Source organism: Pseudomonas sp. P7548, assembly GCF_013386585.1.
Lineage (GTDB): Bacteria > Pseudomonadota > Gammaproteobacteria > Pseudomonadales > Pseudomonadaceae > Aquipseudomonas.
In genome coordinates this window covers 40,769-58,659 of record NZ_JACARO010000024.1, presented here as the reverse complement: position 1 = coordinate 58,659, position 17,891 = coordinate 40,769, and the positions used below count along the sequence as shown (strand labels likewise).

General features: G+C 63.1%; 10 protein-coding genes and 1 pseudogene. 3 read left to right on the top strand and 8 right to left on the bottom strand.

The window, feature by feature from the left end; translation table 11 throughout:
* Window positions 1-144: 144 nt before the first annotated feature.
* Window positions 145-618, bottom strand: coding sequence for an Lrp/AsnC family transcriptional regulator (locus HX803_RS12540; RefSeq protein WP_176994674.1), 474 nt, complete (start codon window positions 616-618; stop codon window positions 145-147).
* A 135-nt stretch (window positions 619-753) separates the two neighbouring features.
* On the opposite strand from HX803_RS12540, the gene HX803_RS12535 reads away from it, so the two are divergent.
* From HX803_RS12535 to pbpC, 3 genes are all read left to right on the top strand, one after another.
* On the top strand, window positions 754-1,383 hold the full coding sequence (locus HX803_RS12535; protein WP_178920942.1) for a LysE family translocator: 630 nt from the start codon (window positions 754-756) through the stop codon (window positions 1,381-1,383).
* A gap of 78 nt (window positions 1,384-1,461) precedes the next feature.
* Window positions 1,462-7,272, top strand: coding sequence for an alpha-2-macroglobulin (locus tag HX803_RS12530; protein ID WP_178920941.1), 5,811 nt, complete (start codon window positions 1,462-1,464; stop codon window positions 7,270-7,272).
* On the top strand, window positions 7,253-9,550 hold the full coding sequence (pbpC, locus tag HX803_RS12525) for a penicillin-binding protein 1C (RefSeq protein WP_178920940.1): 2,298 nt from the start codon (window positions 7,253-7,255) through the stop codon (window positions 9,548-9,550). Before HX803_RS12530 ends, pbpC begins: the two co-directional genes overlap by 20 nt.
* On the opposite strand, the gene HX803_RS12520 is transcribed toward pbpC, so the two are convergent.
* The 7 genes and pseudogenes from HX803_RS12520 to glmS all read right to left on the bottom strand — a co-directional run bounded on the left by HX803_RS12520 (window position 9,551) and on the right by glmS (window position 17,884).
* Complete coding sequence (locus HX803_RS12520) at window positions 9,551-10,717, bottom strand: hypothetical protein (protein WP_178920939.1); 1,167 nt, start codon at window positions 10,715-10,717, stop codon at window positions 9,551-9,553.
* A gap of 94 nt (window positions 10,718-10,811) precedes the next feature.
* Window positions 10,812-11,120: pseudogene (locus HX803_RS32695) on the bottom strand (LemA family protein); the annotation flags it as partial.
* Window positions 11,121-11,392: 272 nt separating this feature from the next.
* Complete coding sequence (locus HX803_RS12510) at window positions 11,393-12,904, bottom strand: class I adenylate-forming enzyme family protein (RefSeq protein ID WP_178920938.1); 1,512 nt, start codon at window positions 12,902-12,904, stop codon at window positions 11,393-11,395.
* Window positions 12,905-13,115: 211 nt separating this feature from the next.
* The gene (locus HX803_RS12505) at window positions 13,116-14,225 is read right to left on the bottom strand and encodes an alkene reductase (RefSeq protein WP_178920937.1); all 1,110 of its coding nucleotides are present in this window, start codon (window positions 14,223-14,225) and stop codon (window positions 13,116-13,118) included.
* 33 nt (window positions 14,226-14,258) lie between these two features.
* Window positions 14,259-15,008 carry an SDR family NAD(P)-dependent oxidoreductase gene (locus HX803_RS12500; RefSeq protein ID WP_178920936.1) on the bottom strand — a complete coding sequence of 250 codons (750 nt, stop codon included), beginning with the start codon at window positions 15,006-15,008 and terminating at the stop codon, window positions 14,259-14,261.
* Between the two features lie 137 nt (window positions 15,009-15,145).
* Window positions 15,146-16,045, bottom strand: coding sequence for a LysR family transcriptional regulator (locus tag HX803_RS12495; protein ID WP_178920935.1), 900 nt, complete (start codon window positions 16,043-16,045; stop codon window positions 15,146-15,148).
* Between the two features lie 6 nt (window positions 16,046-16,051).
* On the bottom strand, window positions 16,052-17,884 hold the full coding sequence (glmS, locus tag HX803_RS12490) for a glutamine--fructose-6-phosphate transaminase (isomerizing) (RefSeq protein WP_178920934.1): 1,833 nt from the start codon (window positions 17,882-17,884) through the stop codon (window positions 16,052-16,054).
* Between the last annotated feature and the right edge of the window lie 7 nt (window positions 17,885-17,891).

Here is a 17,891-nt window from a genome sequence, read left to right as displayed (position 1 = left end):
AACCTCAAGAACAGTGAAGATCAAACTGTGGGAGCGGGCTTGCTCGCGAAGGCGGTGGGTCAGCTGGCAAATTCAGCGGCTGACACGCCGCCTTCGCGAGCAAGCCCGCTCCCACATGGGTTTAGTGGTGGCTTCAGGGGGCCGTTAGGTTGGTAGATGGCCCAACGGCAACGCTCCCGGAGTCTTTACGGTCTGGATCGCGAAGTTGCTGCGGATATCCCTCACCCCCGGCAGCTTCAACAGGCTGCCGGTGACAAACCGTTCATACCCGCGCAAATCCGGCACCACCACCTGCAACAGAAAGTCCGACTCCCCCGACACCAGGAACGCCGAGATCACCTCGGGCAGTGCCGTCACCGCCTCACGAAAGGCATTGGCCTCGGTGTCGTTATGCCGCTCTACCTTCACGCCCACAAACACCATCATGCCCAGGCCCACTTCATCGCGATCCAGCGTGGCCTGGTAGCCGCGAATGACCCCGGCTTCTTCGAGCAGGCGCACGCGGCGCAGACAAGGTGATGCAGACAGGCCAATCTCGTCGGCCAGTTGCACGTTGCTCAGGCGACCATCCCGTTGCAGGGCTTCGAGTATCTTGCGGTCAAAAGCATCGAGTTTCAGATTTGGCATAAGTGAATGGTCTTTGTAGTTGTTAGTGGTGGATAGTGCCAAGACTAGCCGATTTATCAGCTGACTACGCAACCACCTGCCCCGCCCTTCGGCCCTAGAATTTGCCAACATTCAAGGGGGTGAAACATGACGGAGCTCTGGTTGTTTTTGGTGGCCCTTTCGGTGGCGTATCTGCTGCCGGGGCCGGACATGATCCTGCTGCTGCAAACCGGCGCCCGCCAGGGCAAGACCTTGGCGCTGACCACGGCGATTGGCCTGGGGGTTGCCCGGGCGTGCCACGTTGCGTTGGCCGGCATGGGCTTGGCGACCCTGTTCAAGGTGGCACCGTGGACGTTTGACGTGGTGCGCCTGGGCGGCGCGGCCTACCTGCTGTGGTTGGGTGTGCAATGCCTGCGCGCGAACATGTTGCCCAGCCTCGACCCGACACATGCCATCACACAGGGCCACGCCTGGCGCGAAGCCTTCCAGCGCGGCCTGCTGACCAACCTGCTCAACCCCAAGGCGCTGCTGTTCTGTTCGGTGCTGCTGCCGCAGTTCATCAACCCGCAGGCCGGCCCGGTGGCGGCGCAGTTCGCGTTGCTGGGTGTGATCCTGGTGGCGGTCGGTTTCGCCTTCGACTGCTGCTACGCCCTGGCCGGTGCGCGCATCGGCCGATGGCTGGCGCGCAATCGTTCGGCGCAGCGGGTGCAGCAATGGTTGTTCGGCAGTCTTTTGATCGGTTTTGCGGTACGCCTCACCTTTGTGCAACACGCCTGAGCGGTCCGGCGTATCCACGTCATCTTTTGTATCAAAGACGCGTGTAAGATACGCCGCACTTAGCCAGGGATGCTCACCATGTTCGATTCGTTGAAAGCGATCAGCCGCCGTATAACCAGTGCGTTACTGACTGTGGTGGGGGCCGTCTTTGGCGAATGGCATCCGCCGTTCTGGCTGCGCGCTATCGGCCGGGGCCTGGCGAACCTGGGCCACAAGGCCCGCGCCTATCCGCGCCAAGCCGGTGCTGGTGTGCTGGGCCTGGCGTTGCTGGCCGGCGCCGGGTTCTATGGCTGGCAGTGGTATTCCCACCTGCCGCAGCCCCACACCGTGGGTTACTCGCTGCACAAGCCGAACCTGACCGACTACACCCAGCAGCCACCGGTTGTGGATAACTTGCAGGTGCGCTTTGCCGAATCCGTGGCCCCGCTGGCCGCCATTGGCAAGCCGGTCACAGAAGGCATCACCCTCAAACCACCCGTGGCGGGCGCCTGGCGCTGGTCCGATGACCGCACCCTGCAATTCGTGCCGGAAAAAGACTGGCCGGTAGACGCCCATTACACCCTGGACCTGGCCAAGAAAAAGCTGCTGGCCGACGGTGTATTGCTCAGCCAGTACAGCAGCCAGTTTTCCACCCAACCGTTCCGCGCCACCCTGGCGCAAAACGAGCTGTACCAGGACCCGTCCAACCCGACACTGAAACAACTGGTGGCGACCTTCCATTTTTCCCACCCGGTGGATGAAGACAACCTGCGTAAACGCGTGTCGGTGACCCTCGGCAAAGGCCTGGCCTACCGCGACGCCCAGTTGCCCAACCGCCCGGAAGTCACCTTCGACGACACCAGGCTCAACGCCTACGTCCGCTCCGCCGCCCTGGCGACGCCGCTGGAAAGCACGCCGGTGAGCGCCAAGCTCGATGAAGGCATCAAGGCCCGTGACGGCGGCAACGCCAGCACCGCGCCGCTGGTCTCGGAAGTCACCGTGCCCGGCCGCTATCGCCTGACCTTCACCGGCGCCGAAGTGAGTTTTGTCGACAACGAACGTGGTGAGCCGGAACCGGTGCTGATGTTCAGCAGCTCCAGCGCCGTCGCCGACGAAACCATTGCCGGTAAGGTGCAGGCCTGGCTGCTGCCGGAAAAAGCCCAGGACGACACGCGCCCCTATAACAGCAACGACATCGACGACGCCCTGCTGGCCCGCAGCACCAAGGTCACCCTGACCCACGTGCCCAGCGTCGAACCGCTGAACACCCTGCACGCCTTCAAGTTCAAGGCCCCGGCCGGTCGCGCTATTTACGTGCGCGTGCCTGCCAACCTGGAAGCCATCGGCGGCTACCTGGCGAAAAACCCTACGGCGTCGCTGATCAGCATGCCGGCGTACCCACGCACCCTGCAGTTCCTGTCTGACGGCGCACTGCTCAGCCTAAACGGCGAAAAACGCCTGGGCTTCATGGCCCGTGGCGTGCCCGGCGCCCACGTGGAAATCGCCCGCCTGCTGCCCAACCAGTTGCAGCACCTGGTGGACCAGAGCAGCGGCAGCTTTGCCCGGCCGAACTTTGGCAACGAATACTTCGACCGCATGGTTGAGCGTCAGTCGCTGGACATTCCCCTGTCGTCCAACGACCCGGCAAAAACCGTCTACGACAATGTGGACCTCAGCCATTACCTCACCGCTAACGGCGGGCGGCGCGGCATTTTTGTGCTCAAGCTCAGCCCGCAGGATGACCCGGCAACCCGCACCTTTGAGTACGACCGCAGCAGCACCAGCGACCTGCGCTTCATCGTGGTGACGGACCTCGGCATCATCGCCAAGCGCTCCAGTGACGGCAGCCATGACGTGTATGTGCAATCCATTGGCAACGGTTCGCCGGTGTCTGACGCCCAAGTCGACATCATTGGCCGCAACGGCTTGCCCGTGAGCAGCGGCCGCACCGACGCCGAAGGCCACGCGCATTTCGCCAAGCTGGATGAACTGCGCCGTGAGAAAACGCCGCTGATGTATGTGGTCACACGGGGCAATGACCAGTCGTTCCTGCCGATTGCCCGCCAGTCCCAACAGTTGGATTTGTCACGCTTCGACGTAGGCGGTCTGGAAGAGGACGGTGCGATTGATCGCCTCAGCGCCTACCTGTTCACCGACCGTGGTCTGTATCGGCCGGGCGAGACCGCGCACCTGGGCATGATCGTGCGCAGCGGCAACTGGAAAGGCGCCCTGCACGGCCTGCCAGTCGAGCTGCAAATCACCGACCCACGGGGCCTGGAAGTGATTCGCCAGCCCCTGAAACTGTCGGCCAGCGGCTTTGAAACCTTTGATTTCCCCAGCAGTGAAGTCGCCCCGGCCGGTGAATACACCGCGACCTTGCAGTTGATTGGCCAGAAGCAGACCCGCACCGACCTGGGCAGTGTCAGCTTCAAGGTGCGTGACTTCGAGCCGGACCGCATGAAGGTCAGCCTGAGCCTGCACGACACGCCGGTACTGGGCTGGATTCCACCGGACCAGGTGGTGGCCAAGGTCACCGCCATGCACCTGTTCGGCGCCCCGGCATCCGGCCGGCGTGTCACCGCCAAGATGTCCCTGAGCCCAACGCTCGCGGCGTTCGACCGCTACCCGGATTACCGCTTCCGCCTGAACAACGCCCTGGAGGACGCCAGCACCGAAGACCTGGCCGAAACCACCGTGGATGACAACGGCCAGGCCACGCTCGACCTCAACCTGCAACGCTTCGCCAACAGCACCTATCGCCTGCAGGTGATGACCCAGGTGTTCGAAGCCGAAGGCGGTCGTAACGTGGCGGCGCAAAACGCCTTGCTGGTGTCGTCCGCGTCTTACCTGGTCGGTGTGAAAAGTCAGGATTCGCTGTCGTACGTCGCCAAGGATGCGCCGCGCCAGGTGCAATGGCTGGCGGTCGCGCCAGACCTTACACCGGTAGCGGTAGACGGCCTGACCACTGAAGTGGTGGAGCACCGTTACGTGTCGGTGCTGGTGAAGCAGTCCAACGGCACCTACAAATACGAGTCGCGCATCAAGAACATCAGCCAACCGGCCTCACCGCTGGTGATGACCAAAGACGGCGCCAAGCAGGCCCTGAACACCGGTACGCCGGGGGATTTCACCCTGCAACTCAAGGACGCCAACGGCAACCTGCTTAACCAGATCGACTACAGCGTGGCCGGGCGCGGCAACACTTCGCGCTCCCTGGAGCGCAACGCTGAACTGCAACTGCGCCTGGATAAACGCAGCTATGCCACCGGTGATGAGATCGCCATCAGCATCCGCGCGCCGTACACCGGCGCGGGCTTGATCACCATCGAGCGCGACAAGGTCTACACCCAGCAGTGGTTCAAGGCTGACAGCACCAACAGCGTGCAGCACATCCGCGTGCCTGCGGGGCTTGAGGGCAATGCCTACGTCAACGTGCAGTTTGTGCGGGACATGGGCTCGGCCGAGGTGTACATGAGCCCGCTGTCCTATGGCGTGGTGCCGTTCAGCATCAACCTGGATGCGCGGCGCATGGCGCTGAAGGTCGAAGGCCCGGCGAAGATCGAGCCGGGGCAGGCCCTGGACATCAAGGTCACCGCCGACCGCCCGGGCCGCGCCGTGGTGTACGCGGTGGACGAAGGCATCCTGCAAGTGGCGCGCTACCAGACGCCGGACCCGCTGGGTTTCTTCTTCCAGAAACGCGCGCTGGAGGTCGGCACCAGTCAGATCCTTGACCTGATCCTGCCGGAATTCAGCCGCCTGCTCAGTGGGGCGGCACCTGGTGGTGATACAGAAGGCGCCCTGGCCAACCACCTCAACCCGTTCAAGCGTAAACACCAGCCGCCTGTGGCGTGGTGGTCCGGTTTGGTGGACCTGCCGGCCGGTGAAACCGTGCTGCACTACCAGGTGCCGGACAGCTTCAACGGAAAGCTGCACCTGTTTGCAGTGGCGGTGGATAACGACAGCGTCGGCGTCAGCGACGCCAACACCGAGGTACGCGGACCGATCGTGATCACCCCGAACGTGCCAGCCTTCGTGGCGCCGGGCGATGTGTTCAACGTAAGCGCCGGGGTGTTCAGCAACCTCGACGCCGCGGCGGATGTGAAGTTTGAACTGCAGACCAGCGACGGCCTGAACGTGCAAGGCGACAAGGGCAGCACGCTGTCGCTGCAACCGCGCAAGGAAGGCACGGCCGAATTCAAGATCAAGGTCGGCGAAACCCTGGGTTCGGCGGACCTGCGCTTTGTCGCCGTGCTGCCGGATGGCAAGCGAATCCAGGTGGCGGAAACCACCTCGATCCGCCCACTGAGCGAGCATTCCGTGGCCTTGAGCCTGGGCCGTTTCGACAGCGCCAGCAAAGAGCTCAAGCCCACCCGCGAGCTGTTCAGCCAACTGCGCGACGTGCAAGTGGGCGTGGCCGCGTCGCCGCTGGTATGGGCCAACGGCCTCAAGCATTACCTGGACGATTACGGCTATGCCTGCACCGAGCAATTGGTGTCCAAGGCCATGCCGGCGCTGATCTGGGGCGGCAACGCGCCGGAAGCCGAGCAGGCGTTCACAGGCGCGGTGCGCATGTTGCGCCAGCGTCAGAACGGCGCCGGTGGTTTCGGTCTGTGGGCCGCCAACCCGGATGTAGCCCCTTACGCCAGCCTGTACGCGACTGACTTCCTGATCGAAGCCAAGGAACGTGGGCTGCCGGTGCCAGAAGATCTGCTGGTGCGTTCCAATGCGTACCTGACCGACCTGGCCAATGGCCCGAGCGAAGGCCTGTCGGAATTGCGCAACCGCGCTTACGCCAGTTACCTGCTGAGTCGTCAGGGGATTCTGGTGAGCGGTGCGTTGAGTGATATCCGCGAGCGTTACGAGAGCTACTTCAAGGACACCTGGCAGAACGACTTGGGCGCCGCGTACCTGGCCGCCAGCTACAAGCTGCTCAAGCAGGATCGCCAGGCCGATACGCTGTTCCGCAAAATCCCGTGGCGCTCCCTTGTGGATAAGTGGGACAGCGACGGTCTGTACTACGACCCGTTGGTCCACGACGCAGAACACCTGCACCTGCTGGCGCGTCACTTCCCGGAGATGATCGACGACGTGCCGACGGCGCTGCTGGACAAGCTCGGCAAACGCCTCAACGAACAGCGGTACAACTCGCTGTCGGCTGCGCTGTTGCTGCGTGCCCTGGACAACTACGGCCAACGTGCGCAAAGCGACATGACGCTCAAGGCCACCGCGTGGCTGAGTGACAAACAACAGCAATTGCTGGAAATGGCTGGCCAGCCACCCCGCGCTGCCGTGCCGAGCGCCACGCAGAAACTGGTGATGGAGAAAACCGACGGCCCGGCCGCGTTCTACATGCTCAGCGAAGCCGGCTTCGACAAGGGTGCCAAGCTCAAGTCGATCACCAATGGCCTGGAAATCATCCACGAATACCTCGACCTCAAGGGCGACCCGGTGAGCAAAGTCGCCGTCGGCGATGAGTTCCTGGTGCGCCTGCGCCTGCGGGCCACCGACCGCGACCAAGTGCAGCAAGTGGCTGTGGTCGACCTGCTGCCGGGCGGGGTCGAGCCTGTGTATAACCTGCCACCGGAGCCGGAAGCCGCGAGCACCGAGGAAAGTGAAGGCGACGATGCCGAGTACGTGGAAACCGGCGAAGACAGCCAAGAGGCGGATGCCTGGCAAGCGCCGATCGGCGAAACCGAGCTGAGCAACTGGCAACCGGACTACGTCGACGTACGTGATGACCGCGTGGTGTTGTACGGCACCGCGCTGCGTGATGTAGGTACTTTCGTGTATCGCGTGCGTGCCACCAACGCCGGGACCTTCAATACGCCACCCGCTTATGCCGAAGGCATGTACGAAACCACCCTGCAAGGGCGCGGCAAAGTAGGCCAGCTTGAAATTACCAAGCCTTAAACGCCTGGCGCCGCTGTGTACGGCGGTGGTGGTGCTGGCGGGGTTGCGGCTATGGCCGCACGCCCCGCTGGAGCAGGCCGTGACCTCATCACGGGTGGTGCTGGCCGACGACGGTTCACTGCTGCGCATGACACTGGCGGACGACGGGCAATACCGCTTGTGGCTCCCCCTGGAGCGGATGTCACCTTCATTGGTCGAAGCCTTGTTGCTCAAGGAAGACCGTAATTTCTACTGGCACCCGGGGGTCAACCCTCCGGCATTACTGCGGGCGGCCATGGCCACTTACAGCGGTGGCCAGCGCCAGGGCGGCTCGACCTTGAGCATGCAATTGGCACGACGCCTGTGGGACCTCAACACCCGCCAGGTACCGGGCAAGCTGCAGCAGATGGCCCTGGCGCTATGGCTGGAAGCGCGCTACAGCAAGCACGACATCCTTGAGGCCTACCTGAACCTGGCGCCCATGGGCGGCAATATCGAAGGCGCCGAGGCCGCCAGCCGCATCTATTTTGGCAAGTCGGCGGCGCAGCTTTCGTTGTCCGAGGCGCTCGCGCTGGCGGTGATTCCCCAACAACCCGGACGGCGTGCGCGCTTCGGGCCATCGCTGCAAAACGCCAGGCTGCGCTTGATGGCCGACTGGCGCGCCACTTATCCACAGGACCCGCGCAACGACAGCTTGCTGGACTTGCCCCTGGAAGCGCGCAACCGCCAGCAGATCCCGTTCCTGGCGCCGCACCTGAGTGAACAGCTGCTGGCGTCCCAGCCGGGCAACGAACTCAACAGCACGCTCAACTTGCCACTGCAGCAATTGCTGGAACGCCTGATTACAGGCTTTATCGCCGAGCGGCGCAGCACCGGTGTGGAAAACGCCACAGCCATCCTGATCGACAGCCGCGACCAAAGCGTCAAGGCACTGGTGGGCTCGGCGGACTACTTATCCACAGGCATCCACGGCCAGGTCAACGGTGTACTGTCGCGGCGCTCGCCCGGGTCGACGCTCAAGCCGTTCCTGTACGGGCTGGCGCTGGATCAGGGGGTGATTCACCCCATGAGCATCCTCAAGGACCTGCCGAGTAACTTCGGCTACTTCCAACCGGAAAATTTCGACGGCAGTTTTGTCGGCCCACTGACGGCGCGGGATGCGTTGATCCGCAGCCGCAATATCCCGGCCGTGTGGCTGGCCAGCCAGGTAAAATCACCTTCGCTGTACGGGCTGTTACAACGCGCCGGCATCAAGGGCCTGCGCGACGAAAGCCATTACGGCCTAGCCCTGGCGCTCGGCGGCGGCGAGATGACCCCGGAAGAGCTGGCCCGTCTGTACGTGATGCTGGCCGGCGACGGGCATTTACGCCCGTTGCGCTATTTGCAGGAACAACCTCAATCCACCGGCCCGCAACTGCTCACGCCCCAAGCGGCATTCATGGTGCGTGACATGTTGCGCCGCAACCCACGCCCCGACGGGTTGCCGAGCCGCCATTGGCGCACTGCCTGGAAAACCGGCACCTCCTGGGGTTTTCACGATGCGTGGAGTGCCGGCCTGGTCGGCCCTTACGTGCTGGTGGTGTGGGTGGGCAACTTCGATGGCCGGCCGAACCCGGCATTTATCGGGGCCAAGACCGCCGCGCCGTTGTTCTTCCGCATCGCCGACGCGTTGCCCCTGGCGTTGCCCAACGTGGTGATCAAACCCGACAAGCCGCCCGTGGGGCTGGTGCGCATCGACGTCTGCGCCGCATCCGGCGAGCTGCCCAACCGCTGGTGCCCGCAAACCCGCAAGACCTGGTACATCCCCGGTGTGTCGCCGATTCGTGTATCCAACCTGCATCGCCCGGTGCTGATCGACACCCGCACCGGCAAGGCGGCGTGCCCGCCCTTTGATGCGCAATACACCCGAGAAGAAGTCTTCGAATTCTGGCCCAGCGACGTGCAACGCCTGTACCGCGCAGCCGGCCTGCCTCGGCGCACACCACCCACCGTGATGAAAAACTGCCAGCCCAATCGCATCAGTGACACGAGCGAAGCGCCGCAGATCCGCTCGCCACTGACCCAGGTGAGCTACCAGTTACGCCTGTCCCAACCCCAGGAAAGCATCCCGCTGAACGCCAACGCCGCCAGCGATGCGGTGACGCTGTACTGGTTCGCCGACCAGACCCTGATCGCCCAGGGCCCGCCGCAAGCCCTGCTGAACTGGCGGCCGGGCAAGTCGGGGGAGTATCGGTTGCGGGTCACCGATGATCAGGGGCGCAGCACCAGCCGGGGGCTGAAAGTGGAGTTCGTGCCCTGATCAGGCGTCTTCGTCGCTGAAACTGCCTTTGCTCACGCGTTTGGCAAAATGTTGATACGCCACGCCCATCTTACGTTGCTCAAACAGCGAGAACGCCAGGGTGCCGAGCAAGATCAGCATCCAGATCAAAAATTGCTTCAACGCATCCACATGGGCGACAAACAGCAGCAAGGCCACCACTCCGCCGATGACCGCTCCCAACCCTGCCCACGCGCCGAGTACACGTCCCACGGCCAGGCGTATCCCTTTGGGCAGCAACAACCGGGTCCAGATCAACACCATGAAAATCGTCAGCATGAAGCCGAACGCCGCCATGAACGGAATCGGAAAACCACCTTCGCGGTACAGCCAGGCGAGCAACTGATACACCGGACCCTGTCCGGCCATCTGTGGATAAGTGTCGGGCCCCGGTAAATGCAGTTGCGCAAAATGGGCCGGGGTCAGGGCCATCACGCCGACGCCGAGCAACCCGACTATCGCACCATAGAAGCCACCGGCGCGCCATAACGGCGCCAGCACGCGGCGGTTTTCCACATCGACGGTCAACGCCACACCAAACACGGCTTTCGGTTCTTTGCCCTGTGCGATCACTGTATGGCCATCGCGCTCACAGGCGTCGCCGATCAGCATCACGTCCAGATCCTGCACCAGCAGAAGTTCGCCCTGGCGACGGGAACTGCCCAGCAACGCGTATTCGTCAGGCGATTTATTGCCAAACAGGTCAATGCCCTCGGCAATCACCGCCACCTCACCGCTGGCGTCCTTCAGGCGGAAATCATTGCAGCGCGCCTCGCCAGACACTCGGCTCCAGCTCCAATCGCCGTCTTTGTCTTGGGTGCCTTCTTCGACAATCCATACATACCCCACGCACGGTTTGCCATTGACCGGCGACAGCTGGGTCTTGTCCGCAATGACCTTGCCGCGCACCTCCACCAGGCCCATGGCCAGTGAGCGTATCTGGCTGGTGGCCAGGCGCTGTTCGGTTTTGTAGAAGTTGGGGCCAAAGCTGACCAGCAGGCCGATCAGGATGAGCATCGGAAAAAACAGCGCGATCAGGATGTTCGGCGCGAACACCATCAAGGCGATAAAACCGGCGAGGAACACCAGGCCCAGCGCGGTTTTCCACTTCGGCTTTTTCACCACAACGCCCGCCTGAGTGGTTTTCATGCCCCGGCACCTCAAGCTTCACGCCTTCGTAACGGGTTTCTTCAGCGCTGATGGCCAGCAGCGGGATGCGCTGATAGCTGAGCATCCGCGCAAAGAACAGGTCGGGGAACACCGCAATGGCGATGTTGTAGAGGTTGACCGACTCATTGAAAAACTCGCGGCGGTCGGCAATGCGCTCCTCCACGGCCGAGATGGCTTGCTGCAACTCGACCATGTTGGGACCGGAGATCAACGTCGGGTAACCCTCCGCCACCGCAATCACCGACTTGAGCGCCGCATTCAACTGGTTGGACGCATCGACCTTGTCGTTGAGGCTGCTGGCATTCAGGTACTGCTGGCGCGCATCGCTGAGCCGGGTGAACAGCGCGTGCTCGTGATTCATGGCGGTCTGCACCACACGCATCAGGTCCGGGATCTGATCGGCTCGCTGCTTGAGCAGCACATCGATGTTGGCAAAGGCTTTATCCACATCGTTACGCCGCATCACCAGGCCGTTGTAGACCCCCACCATCCAGCCCACCAGGCCGACGACAATGATCAGCACAACGATGCCGGCAATTAGCAGTTCAATATTCATGGTGAGCGCGTCCCTGGGTGAGTTATCCACAGGGGGCATTCTAGGGTTAAAGCCGGACCGTGCGCTCGGCAGTAGCCCACAGATTCGACAAGAGGTCGTTAATTGGATTGGGCCATTCGCACCACTTCATTTCGGTCCACCTTGCCCAGCGCATTACGCGGGATGGTCTGGCTCAACACGATGCGCTGGGGCAATTTGAACGGCGCCAGACGCGTGCGCAACCAGGCGAGAATCTCATCCGCCGTGGTGTCGGCAGCATCCTGTTCCAGCTTGACCAGCACCACCACGCGCTGCCCGGCGTTGCAATCCGGCGCGCCGGCAACGGCGGCGTCGGCGATTGCCGGGTGCAGGATCAGTTGGTTTTCCACTTCCACCGGGGAGATCTTGTCGGTGAAGCAGACGATCTGGTCTTTGCAGCGCCCCACAAAACGAAATTCGCCGTTGGGTTCTTGCTGCATCAAATCGCCGGATGAAAACCAGCCATCACGGCTGTGGCTGATGATGTCGCCGGGGCCGGTCCAGTAGCCGAGGCTCAGATTGGGGCCGCACATCTGCAATTCGCCCACCTCGCCCGGTGCCACGGCCACGCCGTTGGCGTCAACCAGGCGGGCGCGCCCGGGCACGGCGGTGAGGGTGTCCCAGGCCGAACCGAAGGCCATGCTGCCCAGGCATTCCGTCAGGCCATAGGTGTTGTTCAGTCGCAGGTCAAAGGTGTCCTGAAAGGTCTCGGCCACCCTCGGCCGGCAGGCGTCGCCGCCAATCCCGCAGACCTTCAACGCGCTGAGATTCCGTGGGCGCCTGCGCTGGGCGTCCACCAGCGGCGGGCAGATAAACGGCGCGACAAACAGCATCGAGCCGCCCTCTTGCTCGATGGCGTCGAGCAGTTTGTCGGCATCGAAGCGGCTGAACATGACTTCCTGGCAGCCCTTGATGATCGTCGCCAGCAACACGAACGAGCCAGACACATGGGCCACCGGGGTGCTGCCGAGGGTGCACGAATCCAGATCCAGCTGCCACGCGCCCAAGGCGCCGACCACGTGGGCAATCGCGCGCTGGTTGTAGGCCACCAACTTGGGCATGCCGGTGGTGCCGGAGGTTGCCAACAGCAAGCAGGTTGAGTCGATATCAACGGGCACTGCCGCCGTTTGAGGGCTGCCTTCACCCAGCAGCGCGTGCCAGTTCGTGCTGCTGAAGGTGCGCGTGCGTTCGATAGCCGCGTCGTCTATCTGGGCGATGACGGGTTGCAAATCCGCTTCGTGGATAAACAGCCGAGGCCGCAGCCAGCCCAGAAACTCCTCCAGCTCCCGCGCGGTGAATTCGGTCTTGAGCGGCACCATGATTGCGCCGCTCATCATCGCGGCAAACAGGAACACCGCATACAGCGGCGAAGTGCGCACCAGCATGACGATCCGATCGCCCGGCTCGACACCCTCACGCTTGAACCCATTGCTCAGACGCACCACCTCACCGGCCAGGCGGTGATAGGACCACACGTCACCGTCGGCAATCAGGGCAATGGCATTGGGCCGTTCGGCCGCGTGCTGGAACAGGGCCTGCAACGGGGCTTGCGAGGCGGACAGGGCTTCAAGGGGTTCGAAACAGGTCAGCATGATGGTCTTCCAGGGGTGGCTTGGCGCGTTCTCCCCAAGGGAACACCTGGAAGGGCCGGTTTATTTCGTGAAGGTTCGTTTACGCATAATCGGAGACTCACATCCTTGTGGCGAGGGAGCTTGCTCCCGCTGGGGCGCGAAGCGGCCCCCGCTCTTTTGGGGACTGTTACGCAGTCCAGCGGGAGCAAGCGCCTTCGCCACAAAGACAGCGTCAGGCGACGACTTCGCCGAGGAAGCTGTAATCGATGTAACCCTCACCACGGCCGCCGTAGAAGGTGTTGCGGTCGTAATCATTAAGAGGCGCGCCGCTGCGCAGGCGCTCCGGCAGGTCGGGGTTGGAGATGAAGAGCCGGCCGAACGCGACCAGGTCGGCATCGCCCGCCGCGAGGATTTCCTCGGCGGTGTCCTGGGAAAATCCGCCAGCCGCCAGGATCGGCCCCTTGAAGATACCGCGCAGGCTTTTGGAGGCCACGGCAGGGACGTTCAACTCGATGTCTTCGTAACCGCGAATGCGCGGCTCAATGACGTGCAGATAGGCCAGGCCGAAGCGATTGAGTGCCTCGGCCAGGTAGCCGAAGGTCGCGGCCGGGTTGCTGTCGGACATGGTGCCGAACTGGCCGCTCGGAGAAATGCGCACCGCTACGCGGTTACCACCCCACACCGAGATCAGAGCCTCGACGACTTCGAGCATGAACCGCGTGCGGTTCTCGATCGGGCCGCCGTAAGCGTCGTCGCGGTGGTTGGAGCCGTCCTGCAGGAACTGGTCCGGCAGGTAACCGTTGGCGCCATGCAGTTCTACACCGTCAAAGCCTGCAGCCTTGGCGCGTTCTGCCCCACGGCGGAATTCTTCGATGACGCCTGGGATCTCTTCGAGACGGAGCGCACGGGGCACCACCTGATCCACCTCGGCGATGCTGTCACCGTCGCGGATCACCGATTTTTCTTCACCGCGAATCGCCGAAGGGGCGACGGGCTGCGCACCGTCCAGGTTGCCCGGGTGCGCCTGGCGGCCGCCGTGCCAGATTTGCAGGTAGATGCTGGCGCCTTTGGCGTGCACGGCGTCGGTCACACGCTTCCAGCCGGCCACTTGCGCATCGGTGTAGATGCCGGGCGCCAGTGCATAGGCGATGCCCATGGGCGACACGCTGGTGGCTTCGGCGATCAGCAACCCGCCTTGGGTGGCGCGCTGGGTGTAGTACTCGACCATCAAGTCGCCGGGTACATCACCGGCTTCGGTGCGCAGACGCGTGAGCGGTGCAAGCACGACGCGGTGAGTCAGGTTGAGGGTGCCGACTTGGGTAGCGCTGAATAGCTTGGTCATGATGAGTTCCGTGTTTTTGAGTGGATGCGGTGACTAGACCTGGGCGATGCCGCCATCGACAAACAGGTCGATACCGGCCACGAAGCTGCTGTCTTCAGAGGCGAGAAAGAGGGCAACCGATGCCACCTCTTCAGGCCGGCCAAGGCGACCGAGCGGAGTGGCGTGTGCGAATTGAACGCGCAGGGCGTCAGCCTCTTCGGGCGTGGACACCTGGCTGTCCATGATCGGTGTATCGATGGCGCCCGGGCTGAGGGTGTTGACCCGGATGCCGCGGTCTTTCAGCTCCATCGTCCAGGTGCGTGCGAACGAACGGACCGCCGCCTTGCTGGCGCTGTAGGTGCCGTAGGTGGGATAGCCTTTGACCCCGGCAATCGAGCCGGTGAGGATGACGCTGGCGCCATCGCGCAGCAGCGGCAACGCTTTCTGCACGGTGAGCGCGAGGCCGCGCACGTTGACGTCGAAGGTCTTGTCGTAGTGTTCGGTGGAAAACGCTTCCAGGGGGCGAAGCTCCACCACACCCGCGTTGGCAAACAGTACATCCAGCTTGCCCTTCGCCTGCTCGACCGTCGCGTAGAGCCGGTCGAGGTCGCGGGGTTCGGACGCGTCGCCCTGCACCGCCGTGATGTCGCCACCAATCAGGGTGACGGCGTTGTCCAGTTCGGCTTGCCGGCGGCCGAAGATGAAAACGCTGGCGCCTTCATCGACGAAACGCTTGGCTGTCGCCAGCCCGATACCGCTGTTACCGCCCGTGATGACGGCGACCTTGCCTTGTAGCCTGGCCATGCAGTGCTCCACCTGTTGAGTGCCCGTGGGTTACGGACCAAGGACTCAACGGTACTGACGGAGGTGCATGCCTTGTAGAGGGTGACCAAGCATGAAGGTTATTCCAGATCAGAATAGCTTGGCCTTGAGCAAGAGGATCAGGTCGGCGGGGATGCCGTTGCCATCCGCGATTCCACGAACGCAACAAAAGCCCGCGCCTTGGCGCTGGCCTGACGACCCGTGGGAAACACGGCCCACAGGTCGATCGAGGGCAGTGTCCAGTCTTGCAGCACGGGTTTCACGGTTCCGGCCTGTAGCTCGGGTGCGAACATCCATTCGGAGGAGATAGTGAGGCCCAGCCCCGCCAGCACCGCTTCACGAATACCTTCAGCCGCACTGATGCGCAGCCGCCCGCGAACGGTCACAGTGGTTTTTTCCGAACCTTGCTGAAACGCCCACACCGCGCCACCGCCCCGTTGGTCGTAGACGACGGCTTGATGGGACGCCACATCCGCAGGTACCTGCGGCTCGCCAGCGCTTTCGAAATAGGCCGGTGTGCCGAGCACCAGGCGGCGAGACTGGGCGATTTTCCTGGCGGTCAAACCGGAGTCGACCAGGTCGCCCATTCTCAGCGCCACGTCGATGCCGGCTTCGATGAGATCGACGTTGCGATCATCCAGCACCACCTCGACCTCCAGCGACGGGTGCTCCGCGAGGAACAGCCCCAGGTGCGGCACGATGTGCAGCCGTGCAAAGGTCACGGCGGCGCAAATCCGCAAACGGCCGGTGAGCGCCATCGCGGCTCCCCGCGCGGCCATGTCCGCCTCGTCAGCCTCTTCGATCGAACGCTTGGCGTGTTCGTAGAAGTTTTGTCCGGCTTCGGTGGGCGTCAGGCCGTGGGTAGAACGCAGCAGCAGGCGCACGCCCAGCCGCTCTTCCAGCTGGGCGATGGCTTTTGAAATCGCTGGCTGCCCCACGTGAAGCTGGCGTGCCGCACCGGAAAACGAACCGGTTTCAATGACGCGTACCAAGGCTTCCATGGCAGCCAGTCGATTCATGACGGTTTACTCCACGGTCACCGACTTCGCCAGGTTGCGCGGCTGGTCGACGTCGGTGCCCTTGAGCACGGCAACGTAGTACGACAGCAACTGCAGCGGGATGGTGTAGAGGATCGGCGACAGGGTGTCGTGGATGTGCGGCATGTTGATGACGTGGGTGCCTTCACCGTTGGTCATGCCGGCTTTTTCGTCAGCGAACACGATCAATTGGCCGCCACGGGCGCGCACTTCCTGCAGGTTCGACTTGAGCTTCTCCAGCAGTTCGTTGTTGGGCGCAACGGTGACCACCGGCATGTCGTCATCCACCAGGGCCAGCGGGCCGTGTTTCAGCTCGCCGGCCGGGTAGGCTTCGGCGTGGATGTACGAAATTTCCTTGAGCTTGAGCGACCCCTCCATCGCCACCGGGTATTGCGCACCACGGCCGAGGAACAGGGTGTGGTTCTTGTCGGCGAACAACTCGGCGACTTTTTCCACGGTGCTGTCCATGGCCAAGGCTTCGCCCAGGCGGGTCGGCAGGCGGCGCAGTTCTTCTACCAGCGTGGCTTCGACGCCCTCGGCGAGGGTGCCGCGCACTTGGCCCAGGGACAAGGTCAGCAACAGCAGGCCGACCAACTGGGTGGTGAAGGCCTTGGTGGACGCTACGCCGATTTCGCGACCGGCCTGGGTGAGCAGGGTCAGGTCGGATTCACGCACCAGGGAGCTGATGCTGACGTTGCAGATCGCCAGGCTACCGAGGAAACCCAGCTCCTTGGCGTTACGCAGTGCAGCCAAGGTGTCGGCGGTTTCGCCGGACTGGGAGATGGTCACGAACAGGGTATCGGGCTGCACCACCACCTTGCGATAGCGGAACTCACTGGCGACTTCGACCTGGCACGGGATACCGGCCAGTTCTTCCAGCCAGTAACGGGCAACCATACCGGCGTGGTAGCTGGTGCCGCAGGCGACGATCTGCACATTGCGCACTTTGGCGAACAGCTCGGCGGCTTGCGGGCCGAAGGCGTTGACCAGTACTTGATTCTGGCTCAGGCGACCTTCAAGGGTGCGTTGCACCACGGACGGTTGCTCGTGGATTTCCTTGAGCATGAAGTGGCGGAACTCGCCTTTATCGGCAGCCTCGGCACCGTCGCGGTATTGCACCGCTTCGCGCTCGACGGAATTGCCGTTGACGTCCCAGATCTGCACGCTTTCACGGCGGATGTCGGCAATATCGCCCTCTTCCAGGTACATGAAGCGGTCAGTGACCTGGCGCAGGGCCAGTTGGTCGGAGGCGAGGAAGTTTTCCCCCAGGCCCAGGCCGATCACCAGCGGGCTGCCACTGCGGGCGGCAACCACACGGTCGGGTTGGCTGGCGGACACAACGGCCAAGCCGTAGGCACCGTGCAGTTCCTTCACGGTGGCTTTCAGGGCCACGGTCAGGTCGCCCAGGGTCTTGAGCTTGTGGTTCAGCAGGTGCGCGATGACTTCGGTGTCGGTGTCCGAGGTGAACGCGTAGCCCAGGCCCTTGAGTTGTTCACGCAGCACTTCGTGGTTTTCGATGATGCCGTTGTGCACCACGGCCAGGTCGCCGGAGAAATGCGGGTGGGCGTTACGCTCGCAGGGCGCACCGTGGGTGGCCCAACGGGTGTGGGCGATGCCCAAACGACCTACCAGCGGCTCGCCGGCCAGGGCCTGCTCCAACTCGCTGACCTTGCCCGGGCGACGCATGCGCTCAAGCTTGCCGGCGTTGGTGAAGACCGCCACGCCGGCGCTGTCATAGCCGCGGTATTCCAGGCGCTTGAGGCCTTCGAGCAAGATGGCGGTGACGTTGCGTTCAGCGACTGCGCCTACAATTCCACACATGGTGTTT

Excerpts from the sequence above, each read along its gene's own strand:
- HX803_RS12535 (WP_178920942.1), top strand. The coding sequence starts at position 754 with ATGACGGAGCTCTGGTTGTTTTTGGTGGCCCTTTCGGTGGCGTATCTG.
- HX803_RS12530 (WP_178920941.1), top strand. The coding sequence starts at position 1,462 with ATGTTCGATTCGTTGAAAGCGATCAGCCGCCGTATAACCAGTGCGTTA.
- HX803_RS12520 (WP_178920939.1), bottom strand. The coding sequence starts at position 10,717 with ATGAAAACCACTCAGGCGGGCGTTGTGGTGAAAAAGCCGAAGTGGAAA.
- HX803_RS12510 (WP_178920938.1), bottom strand. The coding sequence starts at position 12,904 with ATGCTGACCTGTTTCGAACCCCTTGAAGCCCTGTCCGCCTCGCAAGCC.
- HX803_RS12505 (WP_178920937.1), bottom strand. The coding sequence starts at position 14,225 with ATGACCAAGCTATTCAGCGCTACCCAAGTCGGCACCCTCAACCTGACT.
- HX803_RS12500 (WP_178920936.1), bottom strand. The coding sequence starts at position 15,008 with ATGGCCAGGCTACAAGGCAAGGTCGCCGTCATCACGGGCGGTAACAGC.
- HX803_RS12495 (WP_178920935.1), bottom strand. The coding sequence starts at position 16,045 with ATGAATCGACTGGCTGCCATGGAAGCCTTGGTACGCGTCATTGAAACC.
- glmS (WP_178920934.1), bottom strand. The coding sequence starts at position 17,884 with ATGTGTGGAATTGTAGGCGCAGTCGCTGAACGCAACGTCACCGCCATC.